Annotated in this window: 20 protein-coding genes; 14 read left to right on the top strand and 6 right to left on the bottom strand. The window is 69.8% G+C overall.

Going from position 1 to position 22,136, the window contains the following annotated elements:
- Window positions 1–70: 70 nt before the first annotated feature.
- A complete protein-coding gene (locus G328_RS0107395) occupies window positions 71–2,305 on the top strand; it encodes an Orn/Lys/Arg family decarboxylase (RefSeq protein WP_019618708.1) in 2,235 nt (744 codons plus the stop codon).
- Between the two features lie 76 nt (window positions 2,306–2,381).
- Here the strand turns inward: G328_RS0107395 and G328_RS14705 are convergent, their stop codons facing one another.
- Both G328_RS14705 and lhgO read right to left on the bottom strand, forming a co-directional pair.
- The gene (locus G328_RS14705; RefSeq protein WP_019618707.1) at window positions 2,382–3,101 is read right to left on the bottom strand and encodes a Pr6Pr family membrane protein; all 720 of its coding nucleotides are present in this window, start codon (window positions 3,099–3,101) and stop codon (window positions 2,382–2,384) included.
- Between the two features lie 234 nt (window positions 3,102–3,335).
- Complete coding sequence (gene lhgO / locus G328_RS14700; protein ID WP_019618706.1) at window positions 3,336–4,562, bottom strand: L-2-hydroxyglutarate oxidase; 1,227 nt, start codon at window positions 4,560–4,562, stop codon at window positions 3,336–3,338.
- 50 nt (window positions 4,563–4,612) lie between these two features.
- Here lhgO and G328_RS0107380 point away from each other — a divergent pair, with 50 nt between their 5' ends.
- Window positions 4,613–5,320: a GntR family transcriptional regulator gene (locus tag G328_RS0107380; protein WP_019618705.1), complete on the top strand. Its 708-nt coding sequence runs from the start codon at window positions 4,613–4,615 to the stop codon at window positions 5,318–5,320.
- 261 nt (window positions 5,321–5,581) lie between these two features.
- Here G328_RS0107380 and G328_RS0107375 read toward each other — a convergent pair whose 3' ends face one another.
- Both G328_RS0107375 and G328_RS0107370 read right to left on the bottom strand, forming a co-directional pair.
- Window positions 5,582–6,316 (bottom strand): SDR family NAD(P)-dependent oxidoreductase, encoded by a 735-nt coding sequence (locus G328_RS0107375; RefSeq protein WP_019618704.1) that lies wholly within the window; start codon window positions 6,314–6,316, stop codon window positions 5,582–5,584.
- Window positions 6,313–7,083, bottom strand: a complete 771-nt coding sequence (locus G328_RS0107370; RefSeq protein WP_019618703.1) for an SDR family NAD(P)-dependent oxidoreductase — start codon at window positions 7,081–7,083, stop codon at window positions 6,313–6,315. Before G328_RS0107370 ends, G328_RS0107375 begins: the two co-directional genes overlap by 4 nt.
- A gap of 181 nt (window positions 7,084–7,264) precedes the next feature.
- On the opposite strand from G328_RS0107370, the gene G328_RS16495 reads away from it, so the two are divergent.
- The 11 genes from G328_RS16495 to G328_RS0107315 all read left to right on the top strand — a co-directional run bounded on the left by G328_RS16495 (window position 7,265) and on the right by G328_RS0107315 (window position 18,371).
- Entirely contained in the window at window positions 7,265–7,960 is a 696-nt protein-coding gene (locus tag G328_RS16495) for a GntR family transcriptional regulator (protein ID WP_019618702.1), read from the top strand.
- Between the two features lie 143 nt (window positions 7,961–8,103).
- The gene (locus G328_RS14690; protein WP_019618701.1) at window positions 8,104–9,306 is read left to right on the top strand and encodes an iron-containing alcohol dehydrogenase family protein; all 1,203 of its coding nucleotides are present in this window, start codon (window positions 8,104–8,106) and stop codon (window positions 9,304–9,306) included.
- 23 nt (window positions 9,307–9,329) lie between these two features.
- Complete coding sequence (locus G328_RS0107355) at window positions 9,330–10,796, top strand: aldehyde dehydrogenase family protein (protein ID WP_019618700.1); 1,467 nt, start codon at window positions 9,330–9,332, stop codon at window positions 10,794–10,796.
- Window positions 10,797–10,808: 12 nt separating this feature from the next.
- Entirely contained in the window at window positions 10,809–11,561 is a 753-nt protein-coding gene (locus G328_RS0107350) for an SDR family oxidoreductase (protein WP_019618699.1), read from the top strand.
- Window positions 11,562–11,626: 65 nt separating this feature from the next.
- The gene (locus G328_RS0107345) at window positions 11,627–12,895 is read left to right on the top strand and encodes an ABC transporter substrate-binding protein (RefSeq protein WP_019618698.1); all 1,269 of its coding nucleotides are present in this window, start codon (window positions 11,627–11,629) and stop codon (window positions 12,893–12,895) included.
- 13 nt (window positions 12,896–12,908) lie between these two features.
- Entirely contained in the window at window positions 12,909–13,796 is an 888-nt protein-coding gene (locus tag G328_RS0107340) for a branched-chain amino acid ABC transporter permease (protein ID WP_019618697.1), read from the top strand.
- On the top strand, window positions 13,796–14,830 hold the full coding sequence (locus G328_RS0107335) for a branched-chain amino acid ABC transporter permease (RefSeq protein ID WP_019618696.1): 1,035 nt from the start codon (window positions 13,796–13,798) through the stop codon (window positions 14,828–14,830). The genes G328_RS0107340 and G328_RS0107335 overlap by 1 nt, the downstream gene beginning before the upstream one ends.
- Window positions 14,831–14,832: 2 nt before the next feature.
- A complete protein-coding gene (locus tag G328_RS0107330) occupies window positions 14,833–15,624 on the top strand; it encodes an ABC transporter ATP-binding protein (RefSeq protein WP_019618695.1) in 792 nt (263 codons plus the stop codon).
- Window positions 15,617–16,321: an ABC transporter ATP-binding protein gene (locus G328_RS0107325; protein ID WP_019618694.1), complete on the top strand. Its 705-nt coding sequence runs from the start codon at window positions 15,617–15,619 to the stop codon at window positions 16,319–16,321. Before G328_RS0107330 ends, G328_RS0107325 begins: the two co-directional genes overlap by 8 nt.
- Entirely contained in the window at window positions 16,311–17,393 is a 1,083-nt protein-coding gene (locus G328_RS14685; RefSeq protein WP_019618693.1) for an alcohol dehydrogenase catalytic domain-containing protein, read from the top strand. Before G328_RS0107325 ends, G328_RS14685 begins: the two co-directional genes overlap by 11 nt.
- Window positions 17,394–17,396: 3 nt before the next feature.
- Complete coding sequence (locus G328_RS0107315; RefSeq protein ID WP_019618692.1) at window positions 17,397–18,371, top strand: ornithine cyclodeaminase family protein; 975 nt, start codon at window positions 17,397–17,399, stop codon at window positions 18,369–18,371.
- A 105-nt stretch (window positions 18,372–18,476) separates the two neighbouring features.
- On the opposite strand, the gene G328_RS14680 is transcribed toward G328_RS0107315, so the two are convergent.
- Window positions 18,477–19,535, bottom strand: a complete 1,059-nt coding sequence (locus tag G328_RS14680) for an AraC-like ligand-binding domain-containing protein (protein WP_019618691.1) — start codon at window positions 19,533–19,535, stop codon at window positions 18,477–18,479.
- Between the two features lie 249 nt (window positions 19,536–19,784).
- On the opposite strand from G328_RS14680, the gene G328_RS0107305 reads away from it, so the two are divergent.
- Window positions 19,785–21,215, top strand: coding sequence for an MFS transporter (locus tag G328_RS0107305; protein ID WP_051082878.1), 1,431 nt, complete (start codon window positions 19,785–19,787; stop codon window positions 21,213–21,215).
- Here the strand turns inward: G328_RS0107305 and G328_RS14675 are convergent.
- Window positions 21,212–22,129, bottom strand: coding sequence for a LysR family transcriptional regulator (locus G328_RS14675; protein WP_019618689.1), 918 nt, complete (start codon window positions 22,127–22,129; stop codon window positions 21,212–21,214). The two genes, G328_RS0107305 and G328_RS14675, sit on opposite strands and share 4 nt — an antisense overlap.
- Window positions 22,130–22,136: the final 7 nt, after the last annotated feature.

Below are 22,136 nucleotides of genomic sequence, written 5' to 3'. Positions count from 1 at the left end.
CCCTCGCCGCCTGTGCTTCGCCGGCAACCTGGCCGGCACCCCAACTCACCGCTTATAGAAAGGTCCGCACGTGCAGACGAACAACTTCGCCATCGCCGTCATCGCCGACTCGCGCGTCGACGCCGCGCAGCCCGAGACCACCCTCGACGGGCTCGCCACGCAGCTCGAGGCCCAGGGGGTGCGCGTCGAGTCGCTCTCGGCCGGGCTCGACGCCGCCTCGCACGCCCGGCTGCTCAACGACAAGTCGGCGATTCTCTATCACGTCGACCCGGCCGCGCTCGACGCGGGCAGCGACCGCGCCGACGAGCTCGTGCGGTTCGTCGCGACCGTGCGCGAGCAGAACGCCGAGATTCCCGTCTACCTTTACGGCGAGCAACTCACGGCCCGGCGCCTGCCGACCGTCGTGCTCCGCGAGATCGAGGGCGTCATCAACGCCTACGAAGACACCCCGGAGTTCGTCGCCCGCACGATCGTGCGCGAGGCGAGCCGGTACGTCGAGCGGCTCGCGCCGCCGTTCTTCCGCGCGCTCATGGACTACGCGAACGACGGTGCCTACTCGTGGCACTGCCCGGGGCACTCGGGCGGCACGGCGTTCCTCAAGTCGCCCGCCGGAACGATGTTCCACCAGTTCTTCGGCGAGAACCTGCTGCGCGCCGACGTCTGCAACGCCGTCGAAGAGCTCGGGCAGCTGCTCGACCACACTGGCCCCGTCGCCGAGTCGGAGGCCCGCGCCGCTGAAACCTTCGGCGCCGACCACCTCTACTTCGTGACGAACGGCACCTCCACCTCGAACAAGATCGTCTGGAACTCGGCCGTCGGCCCCGGCGACATCGTCGTGGTCGACCGCAACTGCCACAAGTCGATCCTCCACGCGATCATGCTCACCGGCGCGATCCCCATCTACCTCAAGCCGACGCGCAACCGCGCCGGCATCATCGGGCCGATCTCGCGCGACCAGTTCAGCCCCGAGTCGATCCGCGCGAAGATCGCCGCGCATCCGTTCATCGACGACCCCGACGCGACCCCGCGCATCCTCACCCTCACGCAGAGCACGTACGACGGCATCGTCTACAACGCCGAAGAGATCAAGCGCACGCTCGACGGCGCCGTCGACGTGCTCCACTTCGATGAGGCGTGGCTGCCGCACGCGCGGTTCCACCAGCTCTACCGGGGGATGCACGCGGTCGACGAGCGCGCCGAGCGCACGAAGTCGTCGCTCGTCTACGCGACGCAGTCGACCCACAAGCTGCTCGCCGGGCTCTCGCAGGCGTCGCAGATTCTCGTGCAGAACGCCGAAGAGCACCGGCTCGACCCGAACATCTTCAACGAGGCCTACCTCATGCACACCTCGACGAGCCCGCAGTACGCGATCATCGCGAGCTGCGACGTGTCGGCCGAGATGATGCGCGGCGTCGGCGGGCACGCGCTCGTCGAAGAGGCGATCACCGAGGCGATGGAGTTCCGCCGCGCGATCATTCGCATCGGCGAGGAACGCGCCGACGACGACTGGTGGTTCGACGTGTGGGGACCCGACACGCCCGCCCGCGAGGGCATCGCGGCGCGCGAGGAGTGGGAGCTCTCGAGCGAACAGACCTGGCACGGCTTCGACGACATCGACGACGGCTTCACGATGCTCGACCCGATCAAGGTCACGCTCACGACGCCCGGCCTCAGCACCGACGGCGTGTTCGGCGACCGCGGCATCCCCGGGCTCGTGCTCGCGAAGTACCTCGCCGAGCACGGCGTCGTCGTCGAGAAGACCGGCCTCTACTCGCTGTTCGTGCTCTTCACGATCGGCGTGACGAAGGGCCGCTGGAACACGCTCATCGCCGAACTCCACCGCTTCAAGCGCGCCTACGACCGCAACGCCGAGGTGCGCGACGTGATGCCCGAGTTCGCCGCCGAGTTCCCGCGCTACGCGGTGTTCGGGCTGCGCGACCTCTGCGACCAGCTCCACGAGGCGTACCGCGAGGGCGACTTCGCGAACCTCACGACCGACATCTACCTCGGCGACCCCGAGGTCGCGATGCTGCCCGCCGACGCGTGGGCCGCTATGACCGCGGGACGTATCGAACACGTGCCGGTCGACAAGCTCGCGGGCCGCATCACCGCCGTGCTGCTCACGCCCTACCCACCCGGAATCCCGCTGCTCGTGCCCGGCGAGCGCGTCACCGAGCGAATCGTCGACTACTTGCGAGTCGAGGGCGATCTCGCCGAGCGGTTCCCCGGATTCAACGGCATCACCCACGGCCTCGGCCACCGCGACGACGGCGTCAGCACCGTCGCCTGCGTCGTCGAGGAGTAGCCGCGCGGCCGGGGCCCGACCCGCCTATCCGGGCCCCGCGCGCGGCGACCCCAGGCGACGGCCGCGGGTGTGCGCGTCAGCCGACCGGCTCGGCCGAGCTGCGCGACCCGACTCGACCTCGGTGCGCGAGGCTCGCCCGCAGCATCCCGAGCACGTGCAGCACCACCGCGATCACGAGGAACGCGACGAACACCTGCGCCGTCGTCGCGAGCACGTCGCCCCAGCCGCCCGGACCGGTCGGGTCGAGGAACCCGTACGGGTACCAGCCGACGATGCTGCCGCGCACCCACGTGTAGGTGAGGTAGAGCACCGGATACGCGAGCCACGCGAGCGGACGGCCCCAGGTTCCGCGTCGGGTCATGGTCACGACTAGCCAACCCACGAGCGCGAGCGTCGGCGTGATGCGGTGCAGCAGAATGTTCGACCACTCGAGGTCCCAGCGCGCGAGTTCCCCGGGCTCGGCAACGAGGATCGCGTAGATGAGCCCCGTCATGACCATGTAGAACGCGGCCGCGCCCCGCACGTCGTCCCACCACGCGGGCAGCGAGTCTCGCGAGCGCAGCGCGCCGACCACGAGCACGAGGCCAAACACGAGGTTCGCCTGGTTCGTGAACTGCGAGATCGACTCGATGAGGGTCGACTCGACCATGCCGTTCGCGGCCCGGTAGAAGTTCCACCCGACACCGGCGAACGCGGCGACGCCGAGGGCGAGGCGCAGGAGGCGCACCCAGGCGCGGTCGGGATGCACGGCGCGATTCGCGCGCGGATTGCGGTTCACTGCGGGGTTGCGAGCCATGCCGCCAAGTCTTGCAGGTGCGCGCGACGCGGCCCAACCCATACCTGCTCCACCCCAGCCCCGCCCACCTCAGCCCCGCTCCACCCCACATCACCAGACCTGCCACCTCCGACGAGACCTGATCACTCCGACGAAACCCGATGGCATGCCATCAGGTCTCGTCGCCGCCTTCAGGTTCCGTCGGCCTCATCAGGTCTGGTCAGCAGGCTGTCGCCCTGTCAGGCCAGCACACCCCTACACCGCGCGCACGGGCCCGAGGTCGGCGTGCTTCGCGAGCTCGTCGGCGAGGTATTCGGCGATCGCCATCGACGAGGTCGCGCCGGGGGAGGGGGCGTTGCGCAGGAACATCGCGCCGCCGCTGCGCTGAATCACGAAGTCGTCGACGAGCTTGCCCTGCCGGTCGACGGCCTGGGCGCGCACACCGCGCGGGGCCCGGTGCCCCTTCGCGCCCGAGAGCTGCGGCACGAACTTCGCGGCGCCTTCGACGAAGCGGTCCATCGAGAACACCCCGCCGAGCTCGCGCGCGGCGGCCCCGGCGTTCTGCGAGGCGAAGCGCCAGAAGCCGGCATCCTTCGCGATCGCGAGGGCGTCGCGCAGGTTGAACGGGAACCCCTTGTACTGCTCGCGCGCGAACGAGAGGAACGCGTTCGGGCCGATCATGAGCTCGCCGTCGATGCGGCGGGTGACGTGCACCCCGAGGAACGGATACGCGGGGTCGGGCACAGGGTAGATGAGCCCGTTGACGACGTCGGCGTGCTCGTGGTCGAGCACGAAGTACTGGCCGAAGAAGGGCACGATGCTCGGGTCGCTGCCGGCGCCGGATGCGCGCGCGAGTCGGTCGGACTGGAGCCCGCCGCAGACGATCGCGTTGTCGAACGTCTCGACGTCGCGGTCGGTGATGATCGTGACGAGGCCGTTGCCGCTGCGCACGCGTTCGACGCTCGTGCTGAGCCGCACCTCGCCGCCCGCGCGCTCGAAGTCGGCGACGAGCGCCTTCGTGAGGCCGATGTAGTCGATGATCGCGGTGTGCGGCGAGTGCAGGGCGGCCTCGCCGACGACGTTCGGCTCGAGCTCACGCAGGCGCTCGGGGCCGATGAGGGCGACGTCGGGCACGCCGTTCGCGGTCGCCTTGCGGTAGATCTCGTCGAGGCGCTCGCGCTCGACCTCGTTCTGGGCGACGACGACCTTGCCGCACTCGTCGATCGCGACATCGTGTTCCTCGGCGAAGCTCGTGATGAGATCGACGCCGCGGCGGCAGAGCCGGGCCTTGAGGCTGCCAGGCGTGTAGTAGAGCCCGGCGTGCACGACGCCGGAGTTGTGGCCGGTCTGGTGGCCGGCGACGTGCGACTCCTTCTCGAAGAGCACGACGCGGGCGTCGGGGTACCGGCGCAGCAGCTCGCGGGCGACGGCGGCGCCGATGATGCCGGCGCCGATCACGGCGATACGGTTGGTGCTTGGCATGATGGGTACTACTTCCTTCGTGACAGTGCGGTGAGAGTGAGGCCGAGCAGATGACGACGACCGATCGTGGTCCGACGATGACCGAGCGTGCCGTCGAGCAGCTGCGGCGAGCGATCGTGCTCGGGGAGCTTGAGGCGGGGGAGCGGTACTCGGCGACCGAGCTCGGCGAACGCTTCGGCATGTCGCGCACCCCCATCCGTGAGGCGACGCAGGAGCTCGTGCGGCTCGGCCTCGTGACGGTCGAGCGCAACCGGGGCATCCGCGTGCTGCCGACGAGCCTCGAGTCGTTCGTCGAGGGGTTCGAGGTGCGGCTCATGCTCGAGGTGCCGCTCGCGGCGCGGGCGGCGAGGAGCGCGACGCAGGATGAGCGCGACGCGATCGCGGCGGCCTTCGCGCGCTTCGTCGAGGTCGCCGAGACGGGCGATGCCGACGCGACGCTGCGCTGCGACCGCGACTTCCACGCGGCGCTGCTCGAGGTGGCGGGCAACCGGCGTGCGGTCGAGGTGCTTACCGAGCAGCGGAACCTCGTGCTGAAGACGGGCGTCGGCACGGTGCCGAACATGCGCTCGACGGTCGAGTGCGCCGAAGATCACCGGGCGATCGTCGACGCGATCGTGGCGGGCGACGGCCCGGCGGCCGGGGCCGCGATGCGGCAGCACATCCTCAACACCGCCGACCTGCTGCTGCGGCAGGAGTCGGCGGGGCGCTCTGAGTTCGGAGCGCCCGACGCGCTGCGGGCGCTCGAGCAGCTCCGCTAGCCCAGCGCGCATCTTGGCCTCATCTCGCAGCTTGGTCTCTTGACCCGGCGACTTTCGCCCGGCAGTTGCATGCAACACGAACAGAGTTGCATGCAACTGCCGAGAAGGTCAAGCCCTGCCGCCAAGCCCCGAGCTGGATGCGGTGGGCCGATCCGGATGTGGTGGGCAAGTGTGGCCCCGGCGTTCGGCTGCGCCCCCTGCATCCGCGCCCTGCGTCACGGGGCTCGCGAAGCAGGGCCCCGCGACCCACCATCGCGCCGGTCACGACATGTAGAGCCCGCCGTTGACGTCGAGCTGCACGCCCGTGATGAACGAGGCGTCGCTTGAGAGCAGGAACGCGACCGCGGCGGCCGTTTCGTCGGCGGTGCCGTGCCGCCCGAGCGGTGTTTGCGCGGCCCAGGCATCGCCGTGCTTGCTCACCGAGCCGTCGGTCATGCGGGTGCGAATGATGCCGGGCGCGACCGTGTTCGCGCGAATACCGCGGTGGCCGAGCTCGAGCGCGAGCGTGCGGGTGAACGAGGTGATCGCGCCCTTCGAGGCGGCGTAGTGCGCGTGCCCCTTCGAGCCGCGCTCGCCGGCGACCGAGGCGAACGTCACGATCGCCGCGTCGTCATTGAGTACGGGGAGGAGCTGGCTCGTGAGTGCGAAGACGGCGTCGAGGTTGATCGCGAGCGTCTGTCGCCACTGCTCGAGCGTGAGCTCGGCGAGCGGGGCCTCGAGGTAGATGCCGGCGGCCGGCGCGAACCCGTCGACCCCGCCGAGTTCCTCGGCGGCGCGCACGATCGCGGCCTGCACTTCGGGGTCGGTGATGTCGCCGGCGACGTGGTGAACGTCGGCGCCGGCGTGCAGCGACTCGTCGAGCGAGGCGAGCGCCTCGGCCGCGAGGTCGTGCAGCACGAGGCGGGCGCCCTCGGCGCGCAGGCGGCCGGCGAGCGCGGCGCCGATGCCGCCCGCGGCGCCCGTGATGACGACGGTCTTGTCGGCGAAGCGGCTCATGCGTCCACCTCCGGGTACCACTCGCCGGCGACGGTCATGCCGGCGTCGATCATGAGGTTGTGCCCCGTGATGTAGCCGGCCTCGTCGCCGAGCAGCCAGACGATCGGCCCCGCGATCTCGGCGGGGTCGGCGAGCCGGCGCATGGGAATCCGCTCACGCACGAGATCGAAGTTGAGCTTGCCCTCGGCCTCGATTCGGCGGTTGAACGGGGTGTCGACGTAGCCCGGGCCCACCGAGTTCGCGCGAATGCCGTCGCGCGCCCACTCGATCGCGATCGACTTCGTGAAGCCGTCGATGCCGTGCTTCACGGTGTTGTAGCTTGCGCGCTGCGGCATGCCGACGCGACTCGCGACCGAGGTGAGGTTGACGATCGCGCCGTTACTCTCGCGCAGCAGCGGATACGCGGCCCGCGAGGCGCGCATCGTGCCGCCGAGGTGCACCTCGATGAGGAAGTCCCAGTCGGCGTCGGTCATGTCGGCGGTTGCGACGGGCCGCGACACGCCGGCGCAGTTCACGAGGCCGTGCAGCGTGCCCTCGGCAGCGGCGATGTCGGTGAACGCGGCGTCGACGCTCTCGCGCGAGGTGACGTCGGTGACGATGCCGCGGGCCCGGTCGCCGAGCTCGGCGACCGCCTGCTCGAGGGCGTCGGGGCGCAGGTCGAGCAGCACGACGCGGCGGTTCGGGTCTCGCAACCAGCGCGCGGCGGTGGCGAGGCCGATGCCGCTCGCGCCGCCGGTGATGGCGAGGTGGTGGGTGGATGCAGTCACTGGCACTCCTTCGTGCAATTCGGGGGATGGTGTCGCGTGCGACTGTACTCCGAAAACGCTAAATTGGATCCAACCGGCCGACTCGCGACTCGCTCGGGAGGGCGCCAACGGATGCGCACAGGCGCGCGTCGGGCAAAATTGGATCGCCGGGTTGGCGGCACTTCGGGAAGGGATGCGGCGCATGGGCAACACCGAGCAGAGCGACACTGCGCACGACACCGAGCGGCAGGGCAGCGAGGGCATCACGGATGCGCTTCGCGAGCTGATCCTCACGGGCGAGCTCGCCGCCGGGGCGCGCATCCGGCAGGAGGAGCTCGCCGAGCGATTCGCGACGAGCCGCATGCCCGTGCGCGTCGCGCTCCGGCAGCTCGAGGCCGAGGAGCTCATCGTGCTGCGCCCGCACGCCGGCGCCTGGGTGAGCGATGTCGACCCCGAGGACTTCAGTCAGACGTATCAGCTGCGCGAGGCACTTGAACCCTTCGCGATCCGCGCGAGTCTGCCGAAGTTGACCGACGAGCACCGGCGCGAAATTCACGAGCACGCGCTCCGCACGGCCGAGGTGACGGGCCAGCCCGAGCACGTTGAGGAGTTCACCCGCCGCGACCGCGAGTTTCATCTCGCGACGTTCGCCGGGGTGCGGGGCGAATCGCTGTACGACCGCGTCGTGCAGCTGTGGAACAAGACGCAGCGCTACCGCCGAGTTACGGTGCCGCAATTCTCGGGTGACGACCACCTCGCGACCCGCGCCGACCACGAGCTCATCTGCTACTACATCGACCACTCCGACGCCGAGGCGCTCGGCGAGGTGCTGCGCCTGCACATCCGCCGCACCCGCATTCTCGGCGAATCGGTCATTGCGCAGCAGCACGAGGGGTAGTCGGATCCAATTCGGTTGACGGTTGCGTGCAACTGTGGTTCGATCGGGAACTGTTGGATCCAAAGCAGGGTCCACCACTGCAGAATTCCGGGCGGTGCGACGCCCACTGCGATGCCCCGCCCGACGCACAGAAAGAAGCGACAATGACGTCCGCCCTCTGGTGGCCCAACCCGGTCTCTGACTCGATCTTCCTCGCCCCCGCCGCCGTGATCGGCGGCACGGGCAGCGCCCGCCGACTCCCCGAGATCCTGCGCGGCCACTCGAGCTACGACACTGGCGCGGTGCTGCTCGCGGTCGACGACGCCGTCGCGAACGCCGGGCTCATCGAGCCGATCGAGGCGGCCCTGCGCGACGGCGGCATCGAGGTCGTCGTGCGCGGCGGCTTCGGCGCCGAGCCGACGGCCGAGGTCGTCGACGAGGTCGCGACCGCCGCCCGCGAGGCAAAGGCCACCGCGGTGATCGGCGTCGGCGGCGGATCGGTGCTCGACTCGGCCAAGCTCATCGCGCTGCTGCTGCGCCAGGGCGGCGGCGCCGCCGACTGGGTCGGCCCCGTCGCCGACGAGGTCGAGCTCGCACCGCTCGTGCTCATCCCGACCACCGTCGGCACCGGCTCCGAGGCGACGAACATTGCGATGGTGACGGTCGACGGCGCGAAGCGCGCGTCGGTGTGCAGCCGGTTCGTGCCCGAGGTCGCGGTGCTCGACCCTGAGCTCGTCGCGAGCCTGCCGAAGCAGGTCATCGCCGCGACGGGCATGGATGCGCTCGCGCACTCCGTCGAGGCGCTCATGTCGACGAAGGCCTCGATGCTCTCGGCGCACTCGTCGTTCCACACGATCGAGCTGCTCATCGCGAACCTCGAGGCGGCGTACGGCGGCGACGCGGAAGCGCTCGCCCGCACGCAGTGGGCCTCGCACCTCGGCGGGCAGGCGCTCAACGCGGGCGTCGTCGTCGGGCACTCGATCGCGTACTCGTTCGCGCACGCGACGCCGATGCCGCACGGGGTCTCGTGCGCCCTCGCGCTGCCGTACTGCATCGCGTACAACCAGCACCTTGCCCCTGGCCTCGCCGCGCGCCTCGCGCTCGCACTCACGAACGGCGAGAGCGACTCGCTCCGCGACGCGGCGACGGCGACGCAGGAGCTCGCCCGCCGCATGGGCCTGCCGACGACGCTCGCCGAGGCGCGCATCGAGCCCGACCAGGTCGACGAGATCGCGCGCTACTGCAATGCCGAGTACCAGCGCCCCACCAACCCCGAACCCATGGACGAGCCGCGCCTGCGCGAGCTCGTGGCCGCGGCCGAAACCGGCGATCTCGACGCCGCGTTCCGCGCCACCGCCCACAGCTAAGCCACACGAAGGAGCCACACCCCATGACGGCCACAACCAAGACGATCGGACACCTGCAGAACCTCATTGGCGGCGAGTTCGTCGATGCCGCGAACGGCAAGGTCATCGAGGTCACCGACCCCGCGACCGCCGGCGAGGTCGTCGGCACCGTTCCCGCGCTCACCGCGGCCGAGCTGCCGGGCGTTTTTGAAGCCGCGCGCAAGGGCGCCGCCGAGTGGCGTCGGGCGAACGGCCTCACCCGCGGCGCCGTGCTGCTGCGCGCCGCAGCGCTCATTCGCGAGCGCGCCGACGAACTGCGCGACACGATCGTCGCCGAGCTCGGCAAGACGCTCGCCGACGCGACCGGCGAGGTCGGCAAGACCGCCGAGTTCTTCGAGTACTACGGCGGCATGGGGCGCGACGAGTTCGGCGGGCTGCTCGCCGACGGGCGCCCGAACACGTTCGCGGTGCGAGTGCAGGAGCCCCTCGGCGTCGTCGTGCTCGTCACGCCGTGGAACGACCCGCTGCTCACGCCCGCGCGCAAGCTCGGCCCGGCGCTCATCTCGGGCAACGCGGTCGTGATCAAGCCCGCGTCGGCGACCCCGCTCATCCTGCTCAAGCTCGCCGAGATCTTCCACGAGGCGGGTCTGCCGGCCGGCGTGCTCAACACCGTCACGGGTCGCGGCCGCGACCTCGGCGACACCCTGTTCGACGACGACTCGATTCGCGCCGTGTCGTTCACCGGCTCGACCGAGGTCGGCCTCGGCCTGCAGCGCAAGCTCGCCGGCCGCGGCATTCGCGTGCAGACCGAGATGGGTGGCAAGAACGCCGCCGTCGTGCTCGCCGACGCCGACCTCGACCTCGCGATTCCGACGATCGCCGCCGGGGCCTTCGGCCAGGCCGGCCAGCGCTGCACCGCGACGAGTCGCCTCGTCGTGCAGCGCGAGGTCGCCGACGAGGTGCGCCGTCGCCTCGCCGAGCACGTGCGCGGCATTCACGTCGCTCCCGGCACCGACCCCGAGGTCGGCATGGGCCCCGTCGTCGACGAGGGCGCGCAGCGCGACATTCGCGGCCACGTCGAGCGCGCCGTCGAGGCCGGTGCCACGGTCGTCGCACAGGCCGAACTCACGGGCCGCGCGGCCGAGGCCGGCGCCTTCGTCGCGCCGACCCTGCTCGACATCTCGCGCGACCACGACATCTGGCGCACCGAGGTGTTCGGCCCGGTGGTGGGGATGCTCGAGGTCGACACGTTCGACGAGGCGCTCGAGGCCGTCAACGACTCGAGCTACGGCCTCTCGGCCGCGATCTTCACCCAGAACCTCGCGAACGCGATGGAGTTCGTCGCCCGTGCCGACGCCGGCCAGGTCTCGGTGAACCAGCCGACGACCGGCTGGGACATCCACCACCCGTTCGGCGGGTTCAAGGACTCGGGGTCCGGTTACAAGGAACAGGGCGAGGTCGCCCTCGAGTTCTACACCCGCACCAAGGCCGCGGCGATCCGCACGCACTAGAAAGGCGCATCCATGTCACTTCACGACCGGTTCTCGCTCTCGGGCAAGACCGCCCTCGTCACCGGCGGCAGCCGCGGGCTCGGCAGGGCGATGGCCCAGGGGCTCGTCGACGCCGGCGCGCGGGTCGCGATCGTCGCCCGCACCGGGGCCGCGGTTACCGAGACGGCCGCCGAGCTCGGCGCCGAGGGCATCGTCGCCGACGTCACGGCCGATCCCGCCGCGCTCATCGACCGCGCCGAGGAGGCGCTCGGTGCGCCGCTCGACATCGTGCTGCACGCCGCCGGCGTGCAGCACCGCCAGGCGGCCGAAGAGTTCGACCCGGCCGAGTGGGATCGCCTGCTGCGCATCAACCTCACGGCGCCGTTCGCGCTGAGCCAGGAGCTCGGCCGCCGGCAGCTCGAGCGTGGTGCCACCGGCTCACACATCTTCATCGGTTCGCTCACGAGCCTCATCTCGATGCCGCAGATCAGCGCGTATGGCGCCACGAAGTCGGGCGTCTACGGCGTCGTGCGCAGCCTGAGCACGGAGTGGTCGGGCCGCGGCATTCGCGTGAACGCGATCGCGCCCGGGTACTTCCGCACCGAGCTCACCGAGGCGGTGTTCACCGACGAGAAGCGGTACGCCGAGATGCTCGCGCGCATTCCGATGCAGCGCTTCGGCGACCCGGAGGAGCTCGCCGGCGCGGCCGTCTTCCTCGCGTCCGACGCGGCCTCGTACGTCACGGGCCAGCTGCTCGTCGTCGACGGCGGCTGGACCGCCGCGTAGCCGCGCGCCGCGCATCCACCATGTTTCGGCCCTCGGGCCACCGTTTTCCGAACAACGGAGTTCACATGAATCCACTGCATGCACAGCTCGACCGGCGAAGCCTGTTCCGCTTCGGCGGTGCGGCCGTCGTGGCGGCCGCCGCGGGCACGTCGCTCGCGGCCTGCGCGTCGCCGGGCACGACCGACGAGGTCATTCGACTCGGCGTGCTCATGCCGATGTCGGGCACGAACGCCCTGCTCGGCCAGGCGTCGTGGGAGGGCGTCGCGATGGCGGTTGAAGACCGCAATGCGAACGGCGGCGTCGCCGGCAAGCGCGTCGAGGTCGTGCTCGCCGACGCCCCCGACGTCAACGCGGCCACCTCCGAGGCCCGCCGCCTCGTGTTTAACAACAACATCAAGCTCGGCATGGGCACGTACAGCTCGTCGCTCTCGACCGCGGCGAGCGAGGTGTTCGCCCGCACCGGCAACAGCTACGTCGAGCTCGGCGCGGTGGCCGCGGGCATTACCGACCGCGCGTATCCGCGGGTGTACCGCATCAACCCCGCCTCGACGAAGCAGACCGAGCAGGCGCTGAAGTTCACCGCCGAGGTGCTCGCGCCGAAGCTCGGCAAGGCTCCGGGCGACCTCAAGCTGATGATGGTGCACGAGGACTCGAACTACGGGCAGTCGGTGACGGCCTCGGCCGACGCGAACGCCGAGGCGCTCGGCATGAAGTTCGCCGACCACGAGGCGTACTCGGCGAAGCAGACCGACCTCTCGTCGACCGTCGCCCGCATCAAGCAGGCGCAGCCCGACGTCATTCTCGCGGTGTCGTACGCGGCCGACGCGGTGCTGCTCGGTCGGCAGATCCGCGACGCCGGCGTGAAGGTCGGCGCGTTCATCGGCATCGGTGGCGGATACACGCTGCAGGAATTCTCGGATGCGCTCGGCGACGCCGCCGAGGGCGTCTACGACTGCGACTTCCCGCAACCGCGCCTCAATCCCGCGGCGGCCCCCGAACTCGAGGCGTTCCTCGAGCGCTACGAGAAAAAGTACAACAAGTTCCCGAGCTCGGGCTACCCGCAGGGCAACTACGCGGGCGCCGCGTACGTGCTCGACATTCTCGAGCTCACGGGCGGCAACGACGACCCCGACGTGTTCCACGAGGCGGCGCTGAGCTACGAGGCGCCGAACAGCCAGAGCGTGAACACGTGGGGCTACAAGCTCGGCAAGAACAACCAGAACGAGCGCGCCGAGGACTACGTCATGCAGTGGCAGAACAAGGAGCTCGTCACCGTGTACCCGAGCGAGGTCGCCGTCTCGCAGCCCCAGTTCATCACTCCGTTCGGACAGTGAGGTCGACGAGACAATGACATTCCTCATTCAAGCCCTCGTCGCCGGGCTCCTGCTCGGCGGCGTCTACGCGCTCATCGCGGCGGGCCTCAACATCATCTTCGGCGTCGTGAAGATTGCGAACTTCGCCCACGGTGAGCTCGTGATGGTCGCGATGTACCTCACGTGGTTCCTCTCGACCACGTGGAGCGTCAACCCGTACGTGTCGCTCTTTATCGTCACACCGCTCATGTTCCTGTCGGGCGTCGCGCTGCAGAAGTTCATTCTCGAACCAATGCAGGGCTCGTCGGCGAACATGAAGATCTTCGTGACGCTCGGCCTGTCGGTGTTCCTCCAGAACCTCGCGCTGTTCCTGTTCGGCGGCCAGTTCCGCACCGTTTCGGTCGGGTGGGCCGAACAGTCGATCTCGATCGGGGGCGTGAGCGCCACCTACGCCCGTCTCATCGCGTTCGTCGTGGCGCTCCTGCTCGTCGCCGCGCTGTTCTGGATGATGAAGCGCACGATGCTTGGCAAGGCGCTCGGCGCCATCGCCGAAGACCGCGACACGGCCCGCATGCTCGGGATTCCAGTGAAGCGGTACTACCTCATCGCGATGGGCCTCGGCGCCGCGCTCACCGGCATCGCCGGCGTGCTCATCATCCCGTTCCAGGCCGCGTATCCGCTCGTCGGCGCCCACTACACGCTCATGGCCTTTGTTGTGGTCGTGCTCGGCGGGCTCGGCAACATGACCGGCGCCCTCATCGGCGGCCTCTTCCTCGGCGTCATCGAGACGCTCACGGGAACCTACATCGACCCCGCGCTGCAGCAAGTGGCAGTGTTCGCGGTCTTCATCGTCGCGCTGATCGTGCGCCCGCAGGGCATCTTCGGTGGGTCGGCTCGAAACGCAGAAGTGGGGCTCAAATAATGTCGAACCGCAAGAATCTCGGCCTCGGCGTACTCGGCCTGGTGGCGCTGCTGCTGCCGATCGTCGTGCGCGACCAGTACGTGCTGCACATCGCCGTCATCACGTTCATCTACGTCGGCGTCACGGTCGCCTGGAACCTCATGGCGATCGGCGGCACGCTCTCACTCGGCCACGCCGCCTTCTTCGGCGTCGGTGCGTACACCGTCGCGATCCTCTACGTGAACCTCGGCGTCAACCCGTGGGTCGGCATCCTCGCCGCCATGGTGACGGCGGCCGCCGCCTCGATGGTGCTCGCGATTCCGCTGCTGCGCCTTCGCGGCCCGTTCTTCACGCTCGCGTCGCTCGCGTTCGTCGAGGTGCTGCGCCTGCTGTCGGTGTGGGCGGTGCCGCTCACGAACGGCTCGGTCGGCATCACGACGCCGTACGACCAGGGCTTCGCGTTCATCTCGTTCGAGAACCGCGAGCCGTACTACTACATCGTGCTCGCGATGGTGATTCTCGCCGTCGGTTTCTCGGTGTGGCTCTACAACTCGCGCACGGGCTACCACCTGCGCGCGATGAAGACCGACGAGGAGGCGATCCGCGCGCTCGGCGTGCACACGAACGGGCTCAAGGTGGGCACGCTCGCGATCTCGGCCGCGATCACGGGCGCGTTCGGCGCCTTCTCGGCGCTCTACCTCTTCGTGATCGAGCCCGAGACGCAGTTCTCGATGACGCTCTACTCGGTGCAGCCCGCGCTGAACGGCATCATCGGTGGCATGGGCACCGTCGTCGGCCCGATCGTCGGTGCGCTGCTCATGACCCCGCTCGGCGAGTGGCTGCGCACGTCGTTCTCGGGCGTGCAGGGCCTCAACTTCATGATCTACGGCCTCGCCCTCATCGTCATCGTGCGCCTCATGCCCGGTGGCCTTGTCGACGGCTGGCAGAAACTTCGCGGCAAGTGGGGCCGAGGCGCCACGAAGCCGAACCACACCGACGAGGCCGACGCCTCGTCGCGGGAGTCGGCGACCGCGTCGGCGAAGGACGGTGAATAGCAATGACGAACGATGCAGTGCTCCAGGTGAGCGGCGTCAGCAAGCGGTTCGGCGGCGTGCAGGCGGTCGACGACGTATCGCTCGAGGTCGGGCCGAACGAGATCATCGGCATCATCGGCCCGAACGGTGCGGGGAAGACGTCGTTCTTCAACCTCATCTCGGGGCTGTTCCCGGCCGACTCCGGCACGATCTTGTTCGACGGCGAGGACATCACGAAGACCGACCTGCCCACGCGGGCGCGGCGCGGCATCGGCCGCACGTTCCAGGTCGTGCGCCCGTTCGCGGGCATGACGGTCATCGAGAACGTCATGGTGTCGATCCTCGTGAACCATCCCCGGCCGGCTGTCGCCCGAGCGAAGGCGATGGAGCTGCTCGACGAGCTCGGCATCGCCGACATCGCCGAGCGGCCAACCGAGTCGCTCAACCTCGTCATGCGCAAGCGCGTCGAGGTCGCGAAGGCGCTCGGCACCGAGCCGAAGCTGCTGCTGCTCGACGAGGTGCTCGCGGGGCTGAACAGCCGCGAGGTCACCGAGGTGCTCCCGTTCGTGCAGCGGGTGCGCGACCGCGGCATCGCGATTCTCATGATCGAGCACATCGTCGCCGCGGTGATGGAGGTCTCCGACCAGATGCTCGTGCTCAACCAGGGTCGAGTGCTCGCGTCGGGCGACCCAACCGATGTCATCACCGACCCGCGCGTCATCGAGGCCTACCTCGGCTCGAAGCACACCGACGACACCATCGCGAACAACATCATCTCCGAGGCCGAAGAGCGAGGGGGCTCGAGCAATGCTTGAGGTACGAAACATCAGCGCGCACTACGGCGACGCGCAGGCGATCGAAGACGTCTCGCTCACGCTGCCCGACAGCGGCATCACGGCGTTCCTCGGCCCGAACGCCGCGGGCAAGACGACGACGCTGCGGGTCATCTCTGGCCTGCTGCCGGCGTCGAGCGGCCAGGTGCTGTACAACGGCGAAGACATCACGAAGGCGTCGTCGAAGCGGCGCGTCGAGATGGGCATCGTGCAGGTGCCCGAGGGGCGCAAGCTGTTCGGCTCGATGACGGTCGAAGACAACCTACTGCTCGGCGGGTTCACGAGCCGCAGCGACGGCAAGACCCAGGCCCGCCTCGACGAGGTGTACTCGCACTTCCCGCGGCTGCTCGAGCGCCGCAAGCAGGAGGCCGGGCTGCTATCGGGCGGTGAGCAGCAGATGGTCGCGATCGGCCGCGGGCTCATGGCAAAGCCGAAGGTGCTCATGATCGACGAGATGTCGCTCGGCCTCGCGCCCGTCGTCGTCGAGCAGATGTTCGCGCTCGTGCACGAGATCGCAACCGCCGACATGTCGGTGCTGCTCGTCGAACAGCACGTGCAGAACGCGCTCGAGGTCGCGGCCCGCGGCACGATCATCGAGGGCGGTCGCTCGCGCCTCGACGGCACGGCCCGCGAACTGCTCGATTCCGACGTTGTGCGGGAGTCGTACTTTGGCAACTGACGTCGTCGCGGCCCGCCTGCGCTCGCGCACGCCGTGGGACCTCGTCGTCGAACGCGTTGCCGAGCCCGCGCTGCGACCGGGCGAGGTGCGCATCCGCACCGAGGCGGTTGGGCTCTGCGGCAGCGACGTGCACGCGGTGCGTGCCGATGCCGGATACGAGTGGGTACCCGAGCGCGTCGTGATCGGCCACGAGGTGGTCGGCAGCGTCGTCGAGGTCGGCGAGGGCGTCGACACCGCGCTCGCGGGCCGCCGCGTCGCGCCGCTCGCGATCGACGGCTGCCATCACTGCGACGCCTGCGCCGCGGGCCACGAGAACCGCTGCCTCGAGCGCGACTGCATGGGCATGCACTTCGACGGCGGGCTCGCCGAGACGTTTGTGTTCCCAGCGGCGCGGCTCCACGTGCTCGCCGACCAGTCGCTCGACGCGCGCCTCGGCGCGCTCATCGAGCCGATGGCGGTCGCGCACCAGGCGCTGCGGCAGCTCGCCGACGCGCTCGACCCCGTCGCCGCGCGCGACCCCGAGAACTCGGCGCTCTCGCCGCTGGCCGGCCGCGAACTCTGCGTGAGCGGCCCCGGCGCGGTCGGCCTGCTCGCCGGGTGCGCCGCGCTCGCGGCGGGCGCCGACGTCACGATCAGCGGCCCACCGAGCGGCGCCGAGTCGCGCATGGCCGCGGCGCTCGCGCTCGGCCTGCGAGCCGATGAGCCGGGGCGCACGTTTGACGCCTGGCTCGACGCCTCGGGCGCGGGCGTCGCCCTGCGCGGCGCGCTCCCACGGGTGCGCCGCGGCGGCGCCATCGCCGTGCCCGCGATGTTCGCCGCCGAGGTCGCCCTCGACATGAACGCGATCGTGCGTGGCCAGCTCACGCTGCGCGGCACGTACGCCTACGTGCGCGCCGACTTCGAGGCCGCCGAGCGCATCATTCACGAGCGTGCAGCAAGCCTGCGTGCCATCGTGGAGGAGTACGGCATCGCCGATACCGAGCGGGCGCTGCGCGACGCGGCGGCCGCGAGCGTCGTGAAGCCGGTCGTCGTGCTCGACGGCGCGGCAGCGGCGCACGAAGAAGGGAAGTAACTCGTGGTTCGTTTTCTCACCGAAGCCGACATCGACGGGCTCGTCGACCTGCGCGACGCGCTCGAGGCCGTCACCGACGCCCTGCGCGATCAGGGGCTCGGCACGTCGGGCAATGCCCCGCGCAGCCGCGCCCGACTGAACGGCCTCGCGCTCAACGTGCTCGGCGGCAGCGTCGCGAGCGCCGACGCGCTCGGCGCGAAGGTGTACGTCACCGGCAACGGCGCGGCGAAGTTCTGGGGCCTGCTGTTCGATGCCGAGGGCGCCCTCACGACCCTCTACGAGGCCGACCGGCTCGGCCAGCTGCGCACCGGCGCCGCGAGCGGCATCTCAGCGAGCACGCTCGCGCCGCCCGCCACCGACACCGTCGCGATCATCGGCACCGGCTACCAGGCGCGCACGCAGGCCGAGGCCGTGCTGCTCGCGACGGGTGCGACGCAGCTCAACGTCTACGGTCGCAACGCCGAGCGGGCCGCGGCCTTCGCCGAGGCGGTCGCCCAGGCCTCGGGCGCGACGGCGACGACGTTCGACTCGATCGACGAGGCAATCGCGTCGGCGCAGGTCGTCATCACGATGACGAGCGCCCACGACCCCGTGCTGCTGCGCCAGCACGTGCTCCCGGGGCGGCACTACATCTTCGCGGGCTCGAACAACCCGAAGAACGCCGAGGTCGAGCCCGAGGCGTTCGCCGAGTTCGACCTCATCGTGACCGACGACCGAGTGGCCGCGCAGCGCGAGGGCGGCACGCTCATCCGCGCCGCCGATGCCGGAACGCTCGACTGGGCCGACGTCGGGGAGCTCGGCGACCTCATCGCGCGCGGCGAGGTGCGCGGCGACGCCGACGCGATCACGGCGTTCGTGTCGCAGGGGGCCGGGTCGTGGGATACGGCGCTCGCGGCCATCGCCGCCAAGCGCGCCGCCGAGCGCGGCATCGGCGTCGAGCTGCCGATCGACGGCGCCCCGGCCCGCGACCGCCGCTAACTGGCCTGGCCCGCCCTGCCCTCCCAGCCCATCCCTTCCGAACCCGACGAGACCTGACGACAGCGACCAAACCTGCTGGCAGGCCATCAGGTCGCGTCGGACTGATCAGGTCTCGTCGGCGTGCTCAGGGTGGGCGGATGCGCGGCTCGCGAGGGCCTGCCGGCGCACCTCGCTCGGTGACTCGCCATACGCCTGTTTGAACGCGCGCGAGAAGTGCGCCGGGTCCTTGAACCCCCAGCGGTTGCCGATCGACGCGACCGACTCGTCGGCCTGCTTCGGGTTCGTGAGGTCGAGGTAGGTGCGCTCGAGCCGTCGCGTGCGAATGTACGACGCGACAGTCTGCCCCTGATCTTGAAACAGGTTGTGCAGGTGCCGCACCGAGATGAACGCCGACGCGGCGATCGAGCTCGGCCCGAGGTTTGGGTCGCCGAGGTGCTCGTCGATGCGGTCGCGAATCTGCTGCAGCAGGCTGAGGTGCGGGTCGGATGCGTAGCGCGCGAGGTCGAACTCGTTCGCGAGCAGGGTGTCGAGCAGGTCAACGGCGTTCTGCGCGAGCTTCGCGCCGGCGGGGCCGCGCAGCTCCTGCAGGTTCGTGCCGAGCGTCGCGAGGAACGGCGAGACGACGCGACCGAGCCCCTCCGACCCCGCGAGTCGAATCGCCGTGAACTCCGAGGCGAGGCCGTGCGGCACCGCGAGCAGCGAGTGGGGGAGCATGATCACGAGCACGCGGAACGGGGCCGTGAACTCGAGTTCGTACGGCCGCGACGTGTCGTAGATCGCGAGGTCGCCCGGGTGCAGCTCCACGCTGCGGCCGCCCTGGCGAAGCAGCGATGCGCCCTCGAGCTGCAGCGAGATCTTGTAGAAGTGGTCGGTCGCGGCCGAGATGAGTTCGGGTGTGCGCTCGACGAGCTGCGGGTCGCCGCGCACGTCGGTGAAGCCGACGCCGTGCACGTTCACGCCGGCGACGCGGCCGCGAAACGTCTCGCCGAGCGGCGACGTCACCCGCAGCGGCACGAACGAGGCGTCAACCCAGCGCTGGAATCCGGCGAGGTCGACGACGCCCGAGTCGGCGCTCGTGTAGCGGGGTTGTGGCACGGCGGCAGCACCGTCGGGCGCAAGTTCGCTCGCCCCGGTGACTTCGACGTCTGACCATGCCTGAGACATTTGCCCCTCATGGTAGCCCGTGGCCATCGCAAATTGGGTGCATCACCGCAAAATTAGATTTGATTTCAAATACGATCCGCGCGAAACTGAGTCGAGCATCCGGCCCGCGGAGCAGCGGTGGTTTCGCACTGAAATCGCGGATGCTAGCCGAAGAATTGCGTGAACGCGGCCGGTTTTCGGGCTCGGTCGCGCAGTAGATTTTCCACGACCGCATCACCCGCGATGCGCCGTGGATGACAAAGGAGTCCCATGTCCTCACCTACCAGCGTGCAGCAGTCTGCGCGCGAGCGCCGCAGGGTAGTCGGCGCAACCATCGTCGGCACCACGATCGAGTGGTACGACTTCTTTATTTATGCGAACGCCGCGGGCCTCGTGTTCAACGAGCTCTTCTTCGCGGAGGTCGGCGGCACGCTCGGCCAGATCCTCACGTTCCTGACGGTCGGTATCTCGTTCCTGTTCCGCCCGCTCGGCGCGGCGCTCGTCGGCCACTACGGTGACCGCCTCGGCCGCAAGCTCATGCTCGTCATCACGCTCGTGCTCATGGGTGCCGCGACGACCCTCATCGGTGTGCTGCCGACGTTCGACCAGATCGGCGTGCTCGCGCCCATCCTGCTCATCATTCTGCGCATCCTGCAGGGCGTCTCGGCCGGTGGCGAGTGGGGCGGCGCCGTGCTCATGGCGGTCGAGTACGCCCCCGCGAACAAGCGCGGCCGCTTCGGCATGTACCCGCAGCTCGGCGTGCCGATCGGCATGCTGCTCGCGACCGCAGTGCTCGCCATCATGTCGGGCTGGATCTCGCCCGGCGAAGCGTTCACCGAGTGGGGCTGGCGCGTGCCGTTCCTGCTCTCGATCGTGCTCGTCGTCGTCGGCTTCATCGTGCGGCAGTCGGTCGAAGAGTCGCCCGTGTTCACCGAGATGAAGCAGGCCGGCCAGCGCACGAAGATGCCGATCGTCGAGCTGTTCCGCAAGCACTGGAAGCTCGTGATTCTGCTCGCCCTCGTTTTCGCGGGCAACAACGCCTCGGGCTACATGATCACCGGCGGGTTCATTACGAACTATGCCGCGAACCCCGACGGGCCGCTCGCGCTCGACCGCACGGGCGTGCTCAACGCGGTGACGATCGCGGCGGCGATGTGGTTCATCTCGACCCTCGTGTCGGGGTACCTCGCCGACTGGATCGGCCGCAAGAACACGTACATCATCGGGTTCCTGTGGATGGCCTTCTTCGCGTTCCCGCTGTTCTGGTTCGTGAACTCGGGGGAGCTGTTCTGGCTCACCGTCGGCATGGTGATCTTCGCCGTCGGGCTCGGCCTCACCTACGGGCCGCAGGCCGCCTGGTACGCCGAGACGTTCCCGGCCTCGGTGCGCACCTCGGGCGTATCAATCTCGTACGCGATCGGTGCGATCATCGGTGGCGCGTTCGCCCCGACCATCGCGGCGGCGCTCGTCGCGCAGTTCGGCACGACGCAGGCGGTGTCGCAGTATCTCTTGTTCATGATCCTGCTCTCGCTCAGCGCCGTGCTCGTGCTGCGCGACCGCCGGGGCATCCCGCTCGACGTCGGGTTCGAGGAGTCGGGCCGCTACGAGCTGTTCGACCCCGACCGTCGCCCCGAAGAGACGCAGTCGATCATGCTCGAGTACTACCACCCCGACGAGATTCCGAGCCGGCGCTCGCGCTAGCTCAGTTCGGGCAGTGTCCTCGCGTCGTCGCGCACGATCGCCTCGAGCGCGTCGAGCAGCGGCCTGACCCGACGCATCGGCCGGTTCCGCCGCCACACCGCCACGACCTCGGTCGGCGCGGGTGGCGGCGTAATCGGTTTCACAACGATGTGCCCGCCGTCGCGCGTGCCCTCGTTGAGCGAGCGCATAACGAACAGGCTCCACCCGAGGCCGGCCGCGACGTACGAGCGGGCAAGCTCGTAGCCGCTCGTCGTGAAGCGCGTGTTCACCTGAATCCCGGCGGCGCGCAGCACCGACTGCGTGTGCTCCCAGCTCGGCGACTGGTCGTAGCGAATGAACGGCTCGGCCTCGAGGTCGCGCAGGTCGACGCGCTCGGCGTCGACGAGGCGGTGGTCGGGTGGCAGCACGACGTGGGCGTGAAGCTGGCGCAGCGTCTTGCGCTCGAGCGTGTCGTCGAGGTCAAACCCGTAGCAAATGCCGAGGTCGATGCGGCCGTGCTCGACCTCCTGCTGCAGCTGGCCGGCAGGCATCGTCGACACCTCGACGTTGAGGCCGGGATGTGCATCCTCGAGCTTGCGCACGAGTCGCGGCGCGAGCGTGGGCGCGAGGGTCGGATACGTCGCGAGGTGCACCGTGCCGCGCAGCTCGGTCGACGCGAATTCGGCGCGGAAATCCTGCGCCTGCACGAGCAGCGCCCGGGCGCGGTCGACAGCGAGCTCGCCCTCGGACGTGAGCTGCACGCCGTGTGCGCGCCGGCGCACGAGCAGCGACGTGCCGAGGCTGCGTTCGAGCTGCGTGAGTGCGGTCGCGACGGCCGATTCTGATACGTGCAACTCGGTCGCGGCGCCCGAGATGGTGCCGGAGTCGGCGACCGCGAGCAGGTACTCGAGCTGGCGAAGCGTGAAATCGGGCATGTGAGCA

It is taken from the genome of [Zimmermannella] faecalis ATCC 13722 (genome assembly GCF_000381765.1).
GTDB lineage: Bacteria > Actinomycetota > Actinomycetes > Actinomycetales > Microbacteriaceae > Gulosibacter > Gulosibacter faecalis.
This window is presented reverse-complemented; position numbering and strand designations above follow the sequence as displayed.

Excerpts from the sequence above, each read along its gene's own strand:
- G328_RS14675 (WP_019618689.1), bottom strand. The coding sequence starts at position 22,129 with ATGCCCGATTTCACGCTTCGCCAGCTCGAGTACCTGCTCGCGGTCGCC.
- G328_RS0107350 (WP_019618699.1), top strand. The coding sequence starts at position 10,809 with ATGTCACTTCACGACCGGTTCTCGCTCTCGGGCAAGACCGCCCTCGTC.
- G328_RS0107355 (WP_019618700.1), top strand. The coding sequence starts at position 9,330 with ATGACGGCCACAACCAAGACGATCGGACACCTGCAGAACCTCATTGGC.
- G328_RS14705 (WP_019618707.1), bottom strand. The coding sequence starts at position 3,101 with ATGGCTCGCAACCCCGCAGTGAACCGCAATCCGCGCGCGAATCGCGCC.
- G328_RS0107380 (WP_019618705.1), top strand. The coding sequence starts at position 4,613 with ATGACGACGACCGATCGTGGTCCGACGATGACCGAGCGTGCCGTCGAG.
- G328_RS0107345 (WP_019618698.1), top strand. The coding sequence starts at position 11,627 with ATGAATCCACTGCATGCACAGCTCGACCGGCGAAGCCTGTTCCGCTTC.
- G328_RS0107375 (WP_019618704.1), bottom strand. The coding sequence starts at position 6,316 with ATGAGCCGCTTCGCCGACAAGACCGTCGTCATCACGGGCGCCGCGGGC.
- G328_RS0107330 (WP_019618695.1), top strand. The coding sequence starts at position 14,833 with ATGACGAACGATGCAGTGCTCCAGGTGAGCGGCGTCAGCAAGCGGTTC.
- G328_RS0107335 (WP_019618696.1), top strand. The coding sequence starts at position 13,796 with ATGTCGAACCGCAAGAATCTCGGCCTCGGCGTACTCGGCCTGGTGGCG.
- G328_RS0107305 (WP_051082878.1), top strand. The coding sequence starts at position 19,785 with ATGTCCTCACCTACCAGCGTGCAGCAGTCTGCGCGCGAGCGCCGCAGG.
- lhgO (WP_019618706.1), bottom strand. The coding sequence starts at position 4,562 with ATGCCAAGCACCAACCGTATCGCCGTGATCGGCGCCGGCATCATCGGC.
- G328_RS14690 (WP_019618701.1), top strand. The coding sequence starts at position 8,104 with ATGACGTCCGCCCTCTGGTGGCCCAACCCGGTCTCTGACTCGATCTTC.
- G328_RS0107325 (WP_019618694.1), top strand. The coding sequence starts at position 15,617 with ATGCTTGAGGTACGAAACATCAGCGCGCACTACGGCGACGCGCAGGCG.
- G328_RS16495 (WP_019618702.1), top strand. The coding sequence starts at position 7,265 with ATGGGCAACACCGAGCAGAGCGACACTGCGCACGACACCGAGCGGCAG.
- G328_RS0107340 (WP_019618697.1), top strand. The coding sequence starts at position 12,909 with ATGACATTCCTCATTCAAGCCCTCGTCGCCGGGCTCCTGCTCGGCGGC.
- G328_RS14680 (WP_019618691.1), bottom strand. The coding sequence starts at position 19,535 with ATGTCTCAGGCATGGTCAGACGTCGAAGTCACCGGGGCGAGCGAACTT.